The organism is Streptomyces sp. NPDC046197 (genome assembly GCF_040646295.1).
GTDB lineage: Bacteria > Actinomycetota > Actinomycetes > Streptomycetales > Streptomycetaceae > Streptomyces.
This window is the reverse complement of the sequence record NZ_JBEYZY010000010.1, coordinates 123,538-139,323: the sequence shown is the minus strand read 5'-3', so window position 1 is coordinate 139,323 and position 15,786 is coordinate 123,538. Positions and strand designations below refer to the sequence as shown.

The window sequence follows — 15,786 nt, the reverse complement described above, 5'->3', positions numbered from 1 at the left end:
CTCTTGTCGTTCCGGATTGAACGGGTGCCTCGGGCCGGGTCCGCGCGGTGGGCGGGTCAGTCGACGTACCTGACCCGGTGGCACAGGGCCGGAATCTCCCCGGAGACGAGTTTCGGCATGACCTGCGGCAGTTCCTCGAACGCGCTTTCCCCGGTGATGAGGGCGTCCAGTGCCGGGTCGGCGAGCAGGTCGAGGGCGACGGCGAGCCGGTCGGCGTAGGTCCGGTGGGGGCGGGCCGGGGACACGGTGCCGACCTGGCTGCTGCGGATGACGAGCCGGCGGGAGTGGAAGGCCTCGCCGAGCGGGAGAGCGACACGCCGGTCGCCGTACCAGCTCAGTTCGACGACCGTGCCCTCGGGGTCGAGCAGTTCCAGGGAGCGGGCCAGGCCCTGCTCGGTGGCGCTGGCATGCACGACTAGGTCGCACCCGCCGACGGCGTCCTCGGGCGTGGCGAAGCCGACACCAAGGGCCTCGGCTACCTTCGCCCGTGCCGGATCGGCGTCCACCAACTGCACACGCACGCCCGGGAACCGGGCCAGCAGCGCCGCCACCGAGCAGCCGACCATGCCGCCGCCCACCACGGCGATGCGGTCGCCGACCAGGGGTGCGGCGTCCCACAGGGCGTTCACGGCGGTCTCGACGGTGCCCGCGAGGACGGCCCGCTCGGCGGGGACGTCCGCCGGCACCGGTGTCACGGCACTCGCCGGCACGACGTACCGCGTCTGGTGCGGGTAGAGGCAGAAGACCGTACGGCCGGTCAGCTCCCGCGGTCCCTCCTCCACGACCCCGACGTTGAGGTAGCCGTACTTCACCGGGCCCGGGAAGTCGCCCTCCTGGAACGGCGCGCGCATGGCACGGTGCTGGCTGACGGGGACCCCGCCCCGGAACACCAGCGTCTCCGTGCCGCGGCTCACCCCGGACCACAGGGTGCGCACCAGGACCTCGCCCTGTGCCGGGTCCCGGAGCCGCAGGTCACGTATCTCGCCGTGGCCCGGCGAGCGGAGCCAGAAGGCGCGGGCGGAGCGGTTCATCGTCGTCCTCCTGAACGATCGGGAAGTTGTTCACGTACGGAGATGTGCACAGGCCGCGGACAAGGTACGCGGCGTTGATCGACTCTGTCACTCGGCCGGAGGGTGTGCGGTGGCCCTGAACAACACTTACGACGCGAGGCTGGTCCAGCAGGAGCCCGCCGTGGGAGCGGGCGTGCAGATCCTGTTGCTGGCCCTGCTCGGCACGGCGATCGGCATGGGGCCGGCGGGCTGGGTGACCGGTCTCGTCTTCGCCATCGCCACCTGGGCGGTGCTCTCCCGGGCGGTGCACCGCTCCCGGCTTCGCTCGTTCGGCGCCGCGAACCGGGTCACCCTGGGCCGGGCCACTCTCGTGGGCGGTGTGACGGCACTGGTCGCGGACTCCTTCGAGAGTTCCCCGCCGGTGTCGCTGCTGGTCGGGCTGACGGCTGTCGCGCTCATCCTGGACGGGGTCGACGGCAAGGTGGCCCGCCGCACCGGCACCTCCACCGCGCTCGGCGCCCGCTTCGACATGGAGGTCGACGCCTTCCTGATCCTCGTGCTCAGTGTCTATGTCTCGATGCAGCTCGGCCCGTGGGTGCTGCTGATCGGCGGCATGCGCTACGGCTTCGTCGCCGCCGCCCGCGTCATGCCCTGGCTGAACGCGCCGCTGCCCCCGAGCACCGCGCGCAAGACGGTGGCCGCGCTCCAGGGCATCTGCCTGTTGCTGGCGGGCGCGGATCTGCTGCCGCGGGTGGCGAACCTGGGTGTGGTGCTGCTGGCCCTGGCGCTGCTGGTGTGGTCGTTCGGGCGGGACGTGCTGTGGCTGGGGCGGGCCTCACGGGTGCGGGACACCGCCTCGGCGGTGGAGCTTCGAGAGGCTGCTGTGGACATGGAGGGGATGCGCGGGGCCGCACGGGCGGTCGACGGGGCCCTGGAGGCCTCCGTCGAGGAGGTGCTGGAGGCGGCGACGGCCGCCTGACCTCCTGCGTCGCAAGAGGGGCCCGGATCACGGGGATGTGATCCGGGCCCTTTCGTGTGGGACGTGTGGTCGTTACGACCGCGGCGACCGCGTCCGTACGACCGCGAACGCGGCCGCGGCAAGGCCGAGCACGCCCACGACCAGCCCGGCGACGCCCAGGCCGCGGGCGGTGGAGTCGCTGGAGGAGGAGGCGGGGGCCGCCGCGGAGCCGGTGGCGCTCTTCGATGCGGAGGGTGCCTCCTCGCCGCCCTTGGCGGTGAGCTTGAGGACCGGCGCCGGGTTCTCCGGCTCCTCGCCGCCCTGGGGCTCCTCGATCCAGCGGACGACCTTGCCGTCGGAGTAGGTCTGCAGCGTCTTGAAGGTCAACTGGCCGGTGTCGTCGGGCAGCTGGCCGAAGGCGACGTTGAAGTCCTGGTACTGGCCGGGACCGATCTTGCCTCCGGTCCAGGTGATCTCGGAGACGGCGTCGGTGATGGTGCCGTCGTCGGTCTTCACCGGCGTCTTGAGCTTGCTGGTGGTCACCTTCGCGGTCCAGCCGTCCTGCGGGGTGACGAGCACGCCCAGCACCGGGTGGTCGGTGGGCAGGTACACCTGGATCTTGGTGGTGCTCGCGTTGTCCTCCTCGTTGGGCACGCGGAAGGTCAGCACGCCGTCCGTGGCGCCCTTGGCATAGCTGTCGGGGTGCACGGTGACGTGCGCGGAGGCGACGCCCGCGGCGGCGAGGACTGCGGCCGCGGCGAGAGCGGTGACGATGCCGACGCGGCCGACGGCGGCGCGGCGTGAGGTGGTGCGTGTCGTGGACATGAGTGAACGGATCTCCGTACGGGAAGGGAATGTGAAGGTCAGACCGGGTACGGGATCCGGGCCGGCGGTCCGCGCCGGCTCATGGCGTGACGCAGCACGAGCTGCCGCAGCGCGAACGGCCGCGCCGAGGCGTGGGGCCGATGACCGGCCGGCGCGGGCAGCGGGGCGGGCGCAGCCCGCCACCAGGCCGTGAGGGCGGGCGCGAGAGCGACAGCCCGGCGCAGCAGCGACCACAGGGCCGCCTCCCCACGCCGCAGCCACCAGGACGCGACGAGTGCAGCGAGGACGTGGGCGGCCGCGGCATGCGAGGTCAGCACGTGCGCAGGCGTGACGGCGGCCGTGGCGGGGGCGTGCAGGGCGGCCGTGGCGTGGGCAGAGGTCAGGACCTGGGCCGCCGACGCATGCGGGGTGCCCATGCGCATGCCGTGGCCGGGCATGGACCCCATGACGGCCCCGGGAGGCATACCCGGCATGGTCGTACGAGCACGTACCGCGTCGAAGGCGAGGTGCAGTGCCGCCTGGGTGGCGAGCGTCGCCGCGCCGATCCCGGGCAGGGACCGCTCCCGGCCGCCGAGCAGCCACCCGGCGACGAAGACACCGAGGAACCCGGCGCCGTCCGCCCAGGCCGACGGCATGTCGCCCATGGCCAGCCCGTGCCCGGCGGCGGCCAGGAGCACGCACACCGCGGCGAACACCGCGGCCCGCAGGCTCCTCACCGCCGACGACGCGCTCATGGTGATGGATCTTCCCACGGACAGGAGGTACGTGTGCCGTCCACCGCCCGGTTCACTCCCGCCGCGGCAGCGGCACGATGGCCGCGCACAGCACCGTGACCAGTATCGGGTCGGGCAGGTGACTCACCGCGACCAGTCCCAGCCAGGACACGTCCGCCGCGAACAGCCTCCGCCGGGGCGAACGTCTGCCAACTGTGGCACGGTCGATCCCCTCGGCCGACAGATCCCCGCGCTCAGCCGCGCAGAAGATCAATACGGGCGGCTTCGCCGGAGGCGGTGGTCCCACGAATCCCAACAACGCGTACCAGTTGCGGGTGGCGGGCTACCCCGAACGCGAAGTTCCCCTTGACGGGCACAAGCGCGGTCTCATGGTGGACGGCATCCGCCCGGTGGACGGTTACCTGGTGGAGGCCAAGCACGTGCAGGACCCAGACCGCAAGAGGCGCAGCTTCCGCAGTATCGAAAGGGTCAACGAGACACTGGCCAAGCCTGTGAAAGTGGACGACAGCGGCAAGCCCAAATGGGACCCGGTCATCGACTCGATGTACGGCGACGACAGCCGTGAGCTCACCCGCTACAAGAAGGCCATGGCCAACCCGGCGAACTCGGAGATACGCGGGCTTGAGATCGTGACCAATGGCGAAGACGACGCCGCTTACTGGGAGTCCATGATGCTCATGAACGGTGTCACCGGATCCGCTCGATACGTGCCGTGAGAACGAGGAAACTGTGTCAGCACCACGCAACGTCAGGACCACCTTCGGTTTCTATCCGCCCGAGGACGGCGGCGCCTCATGGCAAGCGGGCCTCGAGACGTTCACCGACGCGGTGGAGAGAGACTTCGCCGACTCCGTGCTGGAACGCCGAGTCGCCCCACTGCGTGGCGTTGAGGTGCTGGACTTCGACATCGAGGTGGCTCCCGACGTCTGGGGCACCGGCACCGCGGCGATGCCCTCACCCGAGTACACGTACATCACGCTCGGCAACGTGACCGCCGACGAGGCGGCGGTGTTCGCCCAGTGGCTCCGTGACTCCTACGTCCCCTCCCCCACCGGCGTGAGGTTCATCAGCAGCGCGGCCATGGAGAACGGCGACGAGAACCCGTGGTCCCTGCCCGCCACCGGCGACGCAGCCGCGATCACGGCCGTGATGCGCGACCACCTGACGGCGGCCGGAGCCGAGTGACGCCCTCCTTGGGCGGTCACCGGGCGACTCTCCCGCAGGCGCCACGGAAGCCGCACATGGAGTCAGGTCGAGACCGGCACCCAGCGGTACTCCTCGGCGGCCTCTTCATAGGCGCGCAACGGCTCCAGTTCCGCTCGCAACAGGTCGGCGTCGCCCGACGGTAATGTCAGCGACGCCCGCCGCATGGGCGACAGGTGCGGAAGGAGGCATTGGTGATTTCGCGGAGCGCGCGTGCTCCCGCACCCGCGCCCGCGCCCGCGCCCGCCGCAAGCGGTGTGCCCCCTGTGAGGGGTGTACCTCAGGCGGCCCGGCGGCCCCGACCCCGGTGCGCGCGCACGATCTCCGCGTACCGGTGCCCGGTGCCCTTGATGGTGCGGACCTGGGTGCGGTAGTCGACGTGGACGAGGCCGAAGCGCTTGTCGTAGCCGTACGCCCACTCGAAGTTGTCCAGCAGCGACCAGGCGAAGTACCCGGCCAGCGGTGCCCCCTTCCGGGCCGCCGACGCGCAGGCGGCCAGGTGCCGCACCAGGTAGTCCTGGCGCTCGGGGTCGTCCACCGTGCCGTCGGGGCGGACCAGGTCCGGGAAGGCGGAGCCGTTCTCCGTGACGTAGATCTTCCGGGCACCGTACTCGTGGGTGAGGCGGAGCAGCAGCGTCTCGATGCCGCTCGCGTCGATCTCCCAGTCCATGCCGGTGCGCGGCACGCCGAGGCGGCGCGCGGAGCGGACACGGGGCGCCGGTCCGGTCGGATCGTCTGCGACCGTGGCCGGGAAGTAGTAGTTCAGGCCCAGCCAGTCCAGTGGGGCGGCGATCGTGTCCAAGTCGCCCGGGCGTTCGGGAAGTTCGACGCCGTACACCTCGCGCATGTCCGCGGGGAAGCCGCGGCCGTGCACCGGGTCCAGCCACCAGCGGTTGACGTGGCCGTCGTGGCGGCGGGCGGCCGCCACGTCCTCGGGACGGTCGGTCGCGGCGAAGACGGTGGAGAGGTTGTTGACGATGCCGATCCCGGTGCCGGGGGCGGCCGCGCGGATCGCCTGTGTGGCCAGACCGTGGCCGAGGAGCAGGTGGTAGGAGGCACGGACCGCGGCCGTGAGATCGGTCAGGCCGGGCGCCATCTTGCCTTCCAGATGGCCGATCCAGGCGGAGCAGGACGGCTCGTTGAGGGTGGCCCAGTGGGTGACGCGGTCACCGAGGCGTTCGGCGACGACGGAGGCGTACACGGCGAAGTGCTCGGCGGTCGCCCGCTCGCCCCAGCCGCCCCGGTCCTGCAGCACCTGCGGCAGGTCCCAGTGGTACAGGGTGACGGACGGAGTGATACCCGCCTCCAGGAGCCCGTCGATCAACTCGTCGTAGAACGCCAGGCCCTTGGGGTTCACCGGACCGTCGCCGCCCGGCTTGACCCGCGGCCAGGCGATCGACAACCGGTAGGCGTTGGTGCCGAGTTGCCGCATCAGGCCGATGTCCTCGCGCCAGCGGTGGTAGTGGTCGCAGGCGACGTCGCCGTCATCGTTGTTGTCGATCTTTCCGGGGGTGTGGCTGAAGGTGTCCCAGATCGACGGCGTGCGGCCGTCCTCGGTGACGGCTCCCTCGATCTGGTACGCCGATGTGGCCGTGCCCCACAGGAAGTCGTGCGGGAGTGCGGCGAGGTCGATGGCGTCGGACACGGAAGTCCTTTCGGGAAACGGGGTGTCGGTCACTTGACCGCTCCGGCGGTGAGACCGGCGACGAGGTAGCGCTGCAGCAGCAGGAAGCCGGCGACCACGGGCACGCTGACGACGAGCGAGGCGGCCATGATCTGGTTCCAGTACACGTCGTACTGCGTGGAGTAGCCCTGCAGGCCGACGGCGAGTGTGCGGGTGGTGTCGTTCGTCATGACCGAGGCGAAGAGCACCTCGCCCCACGCGGTCATGAAGGCGTAGACGGCGACGGCGACGATGCCGGGGACGGCGGCGGGCACGACGACCCGGAACAGCGCGCCGAGCGGCCCGCAGCCGTCCACCAGCGCCGCCTCGTCCAGGTCGCGCGGCACCGAGTCGAAGTACCCGATCAGCATCCAGATCGAGAACGGCAGCGAGAAGGTGAGGTAGGTCAGTATCAGCCCGCCGCGCGAGCCGAACAGTGCGATGCCGGTGGCGTTGCCGATGTTGACGTAGAGCAGGAACAGCGGCAGCAGGAAGAGGATGCCGGGGAACATCTGCGTGGACAGCACCGTGACCGTGAACACGCGTCTGCCGCGGAAGGTGTAACGGCTGACGGCGTATGCGGAGAAGACCGCGACGACCACCGAGCAGACGGTCGCCGCGACCGCCACGATCAGCGAGTTCACGAAGTACTGGGCGAGCGGGACCGTCGACCAGATGTCGATGTACGGGCGGATCGTCAGCCCGCTGGGCAGCCAGCGGAACTTGCCCGTGACGTCCGCGAGCGGCTTCAGGGAGCTGGAGACCATGACGTACACCGGCACCAGCACGAAGCCGGTGAGCAGGGTCAGGAAGATCCGCCGGGTCCAGAGGAACGAGCGCGGCGGCGCCATCGGGGAGCGGGGGGCCGCGGCGGCGCTCGGCGCCCGGGTCGTCTGCGAGGCGCTAGACATCGGCCGGCTTCCTTCCCCGTGAGGTCAGCAGCAGATAGACACCCGTCACCACCAGCAGGAACAGCAGCAGCAGGACGGACATCGCCGAACCGGTGCCGAAGTTCCAGGTGACGAAGGAGGCCTGGTAGATGTGGACCGAGATGAGGTCCGCGGCCTCCGGCGCGGCCTTGCCGAACAGCACGTAGGGCGTGTTGAAGTCGTTGAACGTCCACAGGAACAGCACCAGGATCAGGACCTGGTTGACCGGCCGCAGCGAGGGCAGGGTGATGCGGCGGATCTGCTGCCACATCCCGGCGCCGTCCAGGGCGGCGGCCTCGTACAGCTCCTTGGGGATGTTCTGCAGCCCGGCCATGACGATGAGGAAGGCGAACGGCCAGCCCTTCCACACCGACACCGTCAGCAGCGCGACGAAGCTGTTGTTGCCGATGAGCCAGAAGGACCGCTTGCCGGTCAGGTGCAACTGGTCGTGCAGGACGTGGTTCACCAGGCCGTTGTCGTGCTGGAACATGAACACCCAGGTGATGACGGCCGCGTAGACGGGCAGCGCGTACGGCACCAGGAAGAGCGCTCTCAGCAGGCCGCGGCCGCGGAAGGTGTCCTGCATGCAGATCGCGGCCACCGTGCCGATCAGCCAGCACAGGCCGACCGACAGCAGGGTGAAGCCGACGGTGACCAGGAAGGAGTGCAGCAGGGCCTGGCCGACCGGCGCGTTGAAGTCCACCGACATGCGGTAGTTGGCGAGGCCGGACCAGGGCGCGGTGCCCCAGTCGCGGATGTAGAACTGGGTGAGCTCCTTGAAGCTCATCACGATGCCGATGACCATCGGCACCAGGTGGACCAGGAGTTCGAGCAGCAGGGCGGGCAGAAGCAGCAGGTACGGCAGTGCGGTGCGCCGGATCCGCCCGGTGCGGCGGCGGGGGCCGCGCGCCGCACCGGGGGAGATCTTGCGCACGGTCCGGGCACCGGCCTCCGCGGGAACGGTGGTCGTCATGACGGTGTCCGTGCTCACTTGGCCGGCATCTGCTGCTGGGCCTTCTCGAGCTTGGCCTTCACCGAGTCGGTGGTCACCGCGCGTCCGGCCGCGGCGTCGGCGAACAGTTCCTTCACGGCCGTACCGACGGTCGTCTCGAACTGCGACTCGTCGGCCACCTGCGGCAGCGCGGCGGCGCTGGTGGCCAGGGTGCTCTTCAGGACCGCGTTGGCCGGGGTGTTGAACGCCGGGTACGACTGGGCCGACCTGACCGGCGGGATGGAGCTGTAGGCCTCGTTGAGGATCCTCTGCTCGTCGTCGCTGGTCATGAACTTCACGAACTTGGTGGCGCCGTCGAGGTTGCGGGTGTTCTTGAAGACGGCCAGGTTGATGCCGGCGACCATCGAGTCGACCTGCGTGCCGGTGCCAGGGGTGCCGGACTGCACGGGCACGGGGGCGATGCCGTAGGCGTCCTCGCTCATGCCCTGCGACTTGAGGTTGGCGGAGGCCGACTGCCACAGCAGCATCGCCGTCCTGCCCTTGGCGAAGTCGCTCACCGACTGGTTCTGCGCGTACTCGGCGTTGCCCTGCGGGATGGCCTTGTCCATGGCCATCAGGTCGACGTACTGCTTGACCGCGGTGACCGCGCCGTCGGCGGTGAAGTCGGGCCTGCCGTCGGCGGTGAAGAAGTCGGCCCCGTGCTGCTTGGCGAAGACGAAGACCTGGTGGATGTTCTCGGAGACGTTGGAGCCCTCGGCGCCGAGCACCTGCTTGCCCCTGGCCTGGATCTTCCTGCCGTCGGCGATCAACTCGTCCCAGGTGGCCGGGGGTTTGGCGATCCCGGCGTCGGCGAAGATCTTCTTGTTGTAGTAGAGGGCGTACGCCATCGAGTACAGCGGCACGGCGGCCGGGTCCTTGCCCTGTGCGCCGGTGGAGCCGAGCGCGGAGTCGACGAAGCGGTCCTTGCCGCCGATCCGGCCGAAGTTGCCGGAGTCCCAGGGCAGCAGGGCACCGGTGGCCTGCAGGGAGGCGCTCCAGGTGTTGCCGATGTTGAGGACGTCGGGGCCCTGGCCGGAGGTGGCCGCCGTGAGGATCCGGTTGAGCAGGTCGGACCAGGGCACGACTTCCAGCTTCACCTTGATGCCCGTCTGTTTCTCGAACTTGTCGAGCTCCGGCTGGAGGACCTTCTTGTCGATCTCGATGCTGGCGCCCTGGTTGGAGGCCCAGTAGGTGAGGGTCTTCGGCGAGTCGTCGGACCCGCCGCCCGTCGACGAACCACCTCCGCAGGCCGAGGCGGCAAGGGCGAGAGACAGCGTGACGGCGCCTACGGCCGCGGCTCGGATGCTGCGCATGGCTCCTGGTGTCCCTTTCCGGGAGTCGAGAACCGAGAGGATGGTTGCGGACGCCGACACCCGTTCGACTTCCGAAGTGTGTCCTCATGGCTTAATTTAGGACGTGAGTTAAACCTTTCGCGGAGGAGTCGTCAAGGGATCCGGCACACGTGAATCGGCTGCCGGCGGCGGCGGATTGGGTACGGTCGGCGGTATGCGGCCGACGGACGGCAGATGACCTGCGGCGGGAGAGCGTCGGGCGCGTATGCAACGGTTGGGTCTCGACGCTGCGGCAGACCGCCCGCAGCGCCGGTCGGCCATCTCCCGGAACGCTCGGCCGACTGACGGTCACTCAACTTCGGTCTGCGGAACCGCGGTCACAACTCTTGACGCATCGTTCACACCGATGAAGCATTCACCGGCGAGAGAGCGCTCTCGAACCCCACACCGTTCACTTCCTGAACCAGGAGAGCCGCCCCATGCCCCCTTCCTCCCCGGATGCCCCGGCCCCACGGCCGCCCGCCCTCGACCGGCGAACCGTGCTCGGCGCCGCCGCCGCGGCCGCTCCCGTCCTGGCGGGACTGTCCTCCCCGCCGGCGTCGGCCGCACCGGCCGCGGCCGCCCACCCGGCCCGCGGCAAGCCGCGCGCCCTTCCCGGTGGCGGCGACCTCGGCCCGAACGTCCTGGTCTTCGACCCGTCCACGCCGAACATCCAGGGCCGCCTCGACGAGGTCTTCCACCAGCAGGAATCGGCGCAGTTCGGCACCGGCCGGTACGCCCTGCTGTTCAAGCCCGGCACATACCACGGCCTGAACGCCCAGATCGGCTTCTACACCTCGATCGCCGGCCTGGGCCTGTCCCCCGACGACACGACCATCAACGGAGACGTCACCGTCGACGCGGGCTGGTTCAACGGCAACGCCACGCAGAACTTCTGGCGTTCGGCGGAGAACCTGGCCCTCGTCCCCGCCAGTGGCACCAACCGCTGGGCCGTCGCACAGGCGGCCCCCTTCCGCCGGATGCACGTACGCGGCGGCCTCAACCTCGCGCCGTCCGGCTACGGTTGGGCCAGTGGCGGCTACATCGCCGACAGCCGAATCGACGGCCAGGTCGGCCCGTACTCGCAGCAGCAGTGGTACACCCGCGACAGCGCGATCGGCAGCTGGCTCAACGGCGTGTGGAACATGGTGTTCTCCGGCGTCGAGGGCGCCCCCGCGCAGAGCTTCCCCAACCCGCCCTACACCACGCTCGCCACCACTCCCGTCTCCCGCGAGAAGCCCTTCCTCTACCTCAACGGCGACGAGTTCCACGTCTTCCTGCCCGAGCAGCGGACGAACGCGCGCGGGGTCACCTGGGGCAACGGCACACCGAGGGGCACGTCGCTGCCCCTGTCGCGGTTCTACGTGGCGAGGCCGGGCGTGACGGCGGCGACGCTCAACCAGGCGCTGGCACAGGGCCTTCACCTACTGCTGACGCCGGGGATCTACCACGTCGACCAGGCAATCCAGGTGGATCGGCCCAACACCGTCGTACTGGGGCTGGGTTACGCCACACTCGTCCCGGACAACGGCGTGAGCGTGATGAAGGTCGCCGACGTCGACGGCGTACGCCTGGCCGGATTCCTCATCGACGCCGGACCGGTGAACTCCGCGACGCTGCTGGAGGTCGGCCCGCCCGGCGCGTCGATGGACCACTCGGCCAACCCGACCACCGTGCAGGACGTGTTCGTACGGATCGGCGGGGCGGGCGCCGGAAAGGCCACCACCAGTATGGTGATCAACAGCCGTCACACCATCGTCGACCACACCTGGGTGTGGCGTGCCGACCACGGCACGGGCGTCGGGTGGGAGACCAACCGGGCCGACTACGGCATCGTCGTGTGCGGCGACGACGTGCTGGCCACCGGCCTGTTCGTCGAGCACTTCAACAAGTACGACGTCCAGTGGTACGGCCAGCGGGGCCGGACCATCTTCTTCCAGAACGAGAAGGCCTACGACGCCCCGGACCAGGCGGCCGTTCAGAACGGCCCGGTCAAGGGCTACGCCGCCTACAAGGTCGGCGACGACGTCACCACGCACGAGGGCTGGGGCCTGGGCAGCTACTGCTACTACGACGTCGACCCGACCATCGTGCAGCACAACGGCTTCGCCGCACCGGACAGGCCGGGCGTGCGATTCCATGACCTGCTGGTCGTCTCGCTGGGCGGCAATGGGCAGTACGAGCACGTCATCAACGACACGGGGGCGGCGACGTCGGGGACTTCCACGACGCCGTCGACGGTGGTGTCGTACCCGTGACGGCGGTGCTGTGTCCCCGAAGTCCGTGACGTGGTGACGTGCAGGTGCGGGTGGGCCGGCCCCTCCCCGGGTGGGAGGGGCCGGTGTACCCGTCTACCGGGATGGGGCCTGGGCCCGAGCCGGTTCCGGTGCCGGTGCGTAACCCGCGGGCCGGGTGGTGAAGGTGCCACGCCCCTGGGTGCGGCTGCGCAGGCGGGTCGCGTACCCGAAGAGTTCGGCGAGCGGGACGACCACGGTGATCACCGCGGTGCCCGCGCGCACGACCTGCGCGGAGACCCGACCGCGCCGCGCCGACAGATCGCCGATGACACTGCCCACGGCGTCCTCGGGCACGGTGACCGTGACCTCGGCGACCGGCTCCAGGAGGGCCATCGTGCACGAGCGCAGTGCCGCACGGAGCCCGAGCCGCCCGGCCGTGCGGAACGCCATGTCCGAGGAGTCCTTCGGGTGGGTGGCCCCGTCGGTCAGCGTGACCCGCAGACCCGTCACGGGGTGACCGCCCAGTGGCCCTTCGGACAGGGCGTCCCGGCAGCCGGCCTCCACCGCCCGGACGTACTCCTGCGGCACGCGACCACCGACGACGGTGGACCGGAAGGCGAACTCGGTTCCCTCGTCGCCGTCGTCGCCGTCGTCACCGAGTGGCTCGACCTCCAGGACGACATGGGCGAACTGCCCTGCCCCGCCGTCCTGTTTGACGTGCCGGTAGAGCACTCCGGACACCCCGCGCACGACGGTCTCCCGCAGCGCCACTCCCGGTCTGCCCACGTTGACCTCGATCCCCTGGTCCCGGCGGACCTTCTCCACCGCCACCTCCAGGTGCAGTTCTCCCATGCCCGACAGCAGTGTCCGACCGCTCTCGGGTTCCGTCCGGACGACCAGCGAGGGGTCCTCCTCGGCCAGCCGGGCCAGTGCCGACGCGAGCCGGCCGGTGTCCGTGCCGCTGCGGGCCTCGACCGCCAGGGAGACGACGGGTTCGGCCACGCCGGGTGGTTCGAGGGCGAGCGGAGCAGCGGGGTCGCACAGGGTGGAGCCCGCGCGGGCGGACTTCAGCCCGGCCACGGCGACGATGTCCCCGGGCAGCGCCCGGTCGAGGGGTGTCTGCCGGTCGGCCTGGACGCGCAGAAGCCGTCCGATGCGCTCGGTGCGCCGCGCGCCCGTGTCCCACACCGTGTCTCCCTTCTCAATGGTTCCCGAATACACGCGCAGGTAGGTCAGCCGCCCGGTGGCGGTCGTGCTCACCTTGAACGCCAGCGCCGCGAACGGCGCCGCCGGGTCCGCGGCCCGCTCCTGTTCGGTGCCGTCATGCGTCCCGCGCACCGGCGGCACGTCCAACGGCGAGGGCAGGTAGGCGAGTACGGCGTCGAGCAGCGGCTCGATCCCGCGGTTGCGGTAGGCCGAGCCGCACAGCACGACGACCCCGTCACCGGTACGGGTCAGGTCGCGCAGCGCGGAGGCGAGGGTGGGCGCGCAGAGCGTCTCCCGCTCGCAGAACTCCTCCAGCGCGGCCGGGTGCCGTTCCGCCACCGTCTCCTCGAGGAGCCGGCGCCGTCGCAGCGCCTCGTCGCGCAGGGCGTCCGGCACCGGACCCTCGTGGGCCTCGCTGCCGTCGGCCGCCCAGACCAGCGCCCGCATACGCACCAGATCCACGACGCCGGTGAAGCGGTCCTCCGCGCCGATCGGCAACTGCACGACCAGCGGGGTCGCATGCAGCCGCTCCCGGACGGAGGCGACGGCGGCATCGAGATCGGCACCGGCGCGGTCCATCTTGTTGACGAACGCGATCCGGGGCACCCCGTACCGGTCGGCCTGCCGCCACACCGACTCGCTCTGCGGCTCGACACCCGCCACGGCGTCGAAGACCGCAACCGCCCCGTCGAGCACCCGCAGTGCCCGCTCCACCTCGTCGGCGAAGTCGACGTGCCCCGGAGTGTCGATCAGGTTGATCCGGTGCCCGTCCCAGGTACAGCTCACCGCCGCCGCGAAGATGGTGATCCCGCGGTCGCGTTCCTGCGGATCGAAGTCGGTGACGGTGGTGCCGTCGTGCACCTCACCGCGCTTGTGGGTGGTCCCGGTGGCGTAGAGGATCCGCTCGGTGAGGGTGGTCTTGCCGGCGTCGACGTGGGCGAGGATGCCCAGGTTTCGGACGGCGGTAAGGGTGCTGAGGTTGGTACGCACGGCCCGTGGCCTTTCGAGGTGTTGCGGAAAAGGGCAGCGCGATTGCGTGACTACGGCGGAGAAGGGACCCATGCCGCCGTCGGGCGGGCGTGGGCCGGAAGCCCAAGGGGACTGATCAGCCGTTGTTCGTCACGGGCATCCGGTACCGGCCGCGCAGCGGGCACCGGACGCACGAGGACACCAGGATCACCTCGAACCGCGACGGGGGAACGACCACAGCGGTGCGCTCACGCACGGCAGGCTCCCCTCAGGTACGGCAAGGATGCGCTGCCGCTTCGGGGCGGCGCGCGATGTCGGGTCGACAGTAGGCGAGGACACGAGCAGGGGACCACGGATTTTCCCGCGCAGCGGCGGACATGCCGACGGCGGTGGGCGGCACAGGCGGCTCACCAGTCGTGCACGGTCCCGTCCAGCAGCCTGTTGACCGGCAAGTACGCTGGCTGGTAAGGGAAGTGACGGGCCGCCTCGGTGTCGAGGTCGACGCCCAGGCCCGGGGTGTCGGACGGGTGCAGCAGCCCGTCCTCGAACCGGTAGGAGGTACGGAACACCTCCAGTGTCTGCTCGGAGTGCCGCATGTACTCCTGGATGCCGAAGTTGTGGATGGCCAGGTCCAGATGGAGCGCGGCCGCCATGCCCACCGGGGAGATGTCGGTCGGGCCGTGGATCCCGGACCTGACGCCGTGCACATCCGCGAGGTCGAGCAGCTTCTTCATCGCGGTGACGCCACCGGTGTGGGTGACCGCGGAGCGCACGTAGTCGATCAGCCGCTCGCTCAGCAACATGGTGTAGTCGTACACCGAGTTGAACACCTCACCGATCGCCAGCGGTGTCGTCGTGTGATGCCGGATGACGCGCAGGGCCGCCTGGTCCTCCGCAGGTGTGGCGTCCTCCAGCCAGAACAGGTCGTACGGTTCCAGCGCCTTGCCCAGGCGCGCGGCCTCGATCGGCGTCATCCGGTGGTGTCCGTCGTGCAGCAACGGCAGTTCGGGGCCGAACTCCGCGCGGACGGCTTCGAAGACGGTGGGAACGTGCCGCAGATACGCGCGCGTGTCCCAGGTCTCCACCGCCGGGAGGGGCCGCCCACCGAGCGCGGCCCGGCGCGCGGGCTCGTAGTCGTAGCGTTCTCCGCCGCCGGCGCCGGAGGCGGCCACGCCGTACACCGAGTCCAGGCCGGGGATCCCGGTCTGGATGCGGATGGCACGGTAGCCGAGCTCCAGGTGCGCGCGCACGGAGTCGAGCAGTTCGGGCACATCGCGGCCGGAGGCGTGTCCGTAGGCCAGGGCGCCGGTACGGGACGCGCCACCGAGGAGCTGGTAGAGGGGCATCCCGGCGGTCTTGGCCTTGATGTCCCACAGCGCTGTGTCGACGGCGGCGATGGCCGCCATGGTCACGGGACCACGGCGCCAGTACGCACCGCGGTAGAGGTACTGCCAGGTGTCCTCGATGCGGGAGGCGTCGCTCCCGATGAGCAGGGGCACGACGTGACTGTCCAGGTAGGACTGGACGGCCAGTTCGCGGCCGTTGAGCGTGGCGTCGCCGAGGCCGGCGACGCCGTCCTCGGTGGTGATGCGCAGTGTGACGAAGTTCCGTCCCGGGCTGGTGACGATCACCTCGGCGGACACGATCCGCATGGTGGGGCCCCCTTCTGTCGGTCGTTTCAGTCGGTCGCTCGGCGACCACGGCGCCGTGCGGCGGCAGGGTGCGGTACG

Annotated in this window: 14 protein-coding genes; 4 read left to right on the top strand and 10 right to left on the bottom strand. The window is 70.5% G+C overall.

The features are described from left to right. Positions 1-56: 56 nt before the first annotated feature. Positions 57-1,031, bottom strand: coding sequence for a zinc-binding alcohol dehydrogenase (locus tag AB0A61_RS16615; RefSeq protein ID WP_361292226.1), 975 nt, complete (start codon positions 1,029-1,031; stop codon positions 57-59). Positions 1,032-1,140: 109 nt separating this feature from the next. Between AB0A61_RS16615 and AB0A61_RS16610 the strand changes: the two genes are divergently transcribed. Then, positions 1,141-1,989, top strand: a complete 849-nt coding sequence (locus AB0A61_RS16610) for a CDP-alcohol phosphatidyltransferase family protein (RefSeq protein WP_361292224.1) — start codon at positions 1,141-1,143, stop codon at positions 1,987-1,989. Between the two features lie 72 nt (positions 1,990-2,061). On the opposite strand, the gene AB0A61_RS16605 is transcribed toward AB0A61_RS16610, so the two are convergent. Further along, positions 2,062-2,793, bottom strand: a complete 732-nt coding sequence (locus AB0A61_RS16605) for a YcnI family protein (protein WP_361292222.1) — start codon at positions 2,791-2,793, stop codon at positions 2,062-2,064. A 38-nt stretch (positions 2,794-2,831) separates the two neighbouring features. Then, positions 2,832-3,527: a hypothetical protein gene (locus tag AB0A61_RS16600; protein ID WP_361292220.1), complete on the bottom strand. Its 696-nt coding sequence runs from the start codon at positions 3,525-3,527 to the stop codon at positions 2,832-2,834. A gap of 194 nt (positions 3,528-3,721) precedes the next feature. Between AB0A61_RS16600 and AB0A61_RS16595 the strand changes: the two genes are divergently transcribed. Both AB0A61_RS16595 and AB0A61_RS16590 read left to right on the top strand, forming a co-directional pair. Next, positions 3,722-4,243: a restriction endonuclease fold toxin-2 domain-containing protein gene (locus tag AB0A61_RS16595; RefSeq protein WP_361292218.1), complete on the top strand. Its 522-nt coding sequence runs from the start codon at positions 3,722-3,724 to the stop codon at positions 4,241-4,243. 13 nt (positions 4,244-4,256) lie between these two features. Next, positions 4,257-4,712: a hypothetical protein gene (locus tag AB0A61_RS16590; protein WP_361292216.1), complete on the top strand. Its 456-nt coding sequence runs from the start codon at positions 4,257-4,259 to the stop codon at positions 4,710-4,712. A gap of 62 nt (positions 4,713-4,774) precedes the next feature. On the opposite strand, the gene AB0A61_RS16585 is transcribed toward AB0A61_RS16590, so the two are convergent. The 5 genes from AB0A61_RS16585 to AB0A61_RS16565 form a co-directional block, all read right to left on the bottom strand. Next, positions 4,775-4,897: a hypothetical protein gene (locus AB0A61_RS16585; RefSeq protein WP_361292215.1), complete on the bottom strand. Its 123-nt coding sequence runs from the start codon at positions 4,895-4,897 to the stop codon at positions 4,775-4,777. A gap of 113 nt (positions 4,898-5,010) precedes the next feature. Further along, the gene (locus tag AB0A61_RS16580; RefSeq protein ID WP_361292213.1) at positions 5,011-6,375 is read right to left on the bottom strand and encodes a GH1 family beta-glucosidase; all 1,365 of its coding nucleotides are present in this window, start codon (positions 6,373-6,375) and stop codon (positions 5,011-5,013) included. A gap of 29 nt (positions 6,376-6,404) precedes the next feature. Continuing rightward, positions 6,405-7,304: a carbohydrate ABC transporter permease gene (locus tag AB0A61_RS16575; protein ID WP_361292211.1), complete on the bottom strand. Its 900-nt coding sequence runs from the start codon at positions 7,302-7,304 to the stop codon at positions 6,405-6,407. Continuing rightward, positions 7,297-8,295 (bottom strand): sugar ABC transporter permease, encoded by a 999-nt coding sequence (locus tag AB0A61_RS16570; RefSeq protein ID WP_361292209.1) that lies wholly within the window; start codon positions 8,293-8,295, stop codon positions 7,297-7,299. Before AB0A61_RS16570 ends, AB0A61_RS16575 begins: the two co-directional genes overlap by 8 nt. A 14-nt stretch (positions 8,296-8,309) precedes the next feature. Next, on the bottom strand, positions 8,310-9,626 hold the full coding sequence (locus AB0A61_RS16565; RefSeq protein ID WP_361292207.1) for a sugar ABC transporter substrate-binding protein: 1,317 nt from the start codon (positions 9,624-9,626) through the stop codon (positions 8,310-8,312). A gap of 458 nt (positions 9,627-10,084) precedes the next feature. On the opposite strand from AB0A61_RS16565, the gene AB0A61_RS16560 reads away from it, so the two are divergent. Next, positions 10,085-11,902 (top strand): coagulation factor 5/8 type domain-containing protein, encoded by a 1,818-nt coding sequence (locus AB0A61_RS16560; protein WP_361292205.1) that lies wholly within the window; start codon positions 10,085-10,087, stop codon positions 11,900-11,902. Between the two features lie 93 nt (positions 11,903-11,995). Here AB0A61_RS16560 and fusA read toward each other — a convergent pair whose 3' ends face one another. Both fusA and manD read right to left on the bottom strand, forming a co-directional pair. Next, positions 11,996-14,077, bottom strand: coding sequence for an elongation factor G (fusA, locus tag AB0A61_RS16555; protein WP_361292203.1), 2,082 nt, complete (start codon positions 14,075-14,077; stop codon positions 11,996-11,998). 386 nt (positions 14,078-14,463) lie between these two features. Then, positions 14,464-15,708: a D-mannonate dehydratase ManD gene (gene manD, locus AB0A61_RS16550; RefSeq protein WP_361292201.1), complete on the bottom strand. Its 1,245-nt coding sequence runs from the start codon at positions 15,706-15,708 to the stop codon at positions 14,464-14,466. Positions 15,709-15,786: the final 78 nt, after the last annotated feature.

Bases quoted from the DNA above. Each gene is read 5' to 3' on its own strand.
- AB0A61_RS16615 (WP_361292226.1), bottom strand. From the start codon at position 1,031: ATGAACCGCTCCGCCCGCGCCTTCTGGCTCCGCTCGCCGGGCCACGGC.
- AB0A61_RS16605 (WP_361292222.1), bottom strand. From the start codon at position 2,793: ATGTCCACGACACGCACCACCTCACGCCGCGCCGCCGTCGGCCGCGTC.
- AB0A61_RS16600 (WP_361292220.1), bottom strand. From the start codon at position 3,527: ATGAGCGCGTCGTCGGCGGTGAGGAGCCTGCGGGCCGCGGTGTTCGCC.
- AB0A61_RS16585 (WP_361292215.1), bottom strand. From the start codon at position 4,897: ATGCGGCGGGCGTCGCTGACATTACCGTCGGGCGACGCCGACCTGTTG.
- AB0A61_RS16575 (WP_361292211.1), bottom strand. From the start codon at position 7,304: ATGTCTAGCGCCTCGCAGACGACCCGGGCGCCGAGCGCCGCCGCGGCC.
- AB0A61_RS16570 (WP_361292209.1), bottom strand. From the start codon at position 8,295: ATGACGACCACCGTTCCCGCGGAGGCCGGTGCCCGGACCGTGCGCAAG.
- AB0A61_RS16565 (WP_361292207.1), bottom strand. From the start codon at position 9,626: ATGCGCAGCATCCGAGCCGCGGCCGTAGGCGCCGTCACGCTGTCTCTC.
- AB0A61_RS16560 (WP_361292205.1), top strand. From the start codon at position 10,085: ATGCCCCCTTCCTCCCCGGATGCCCCGGCCCCACGGCCGCCCGCCCTC.
- manD (WP_361292201.1), bottom strand. From the start codon at position 15,708: ATGCGGATCGTGTCCGCCGAGGTGATCGTCACCAGCCCGGGACGGAAC.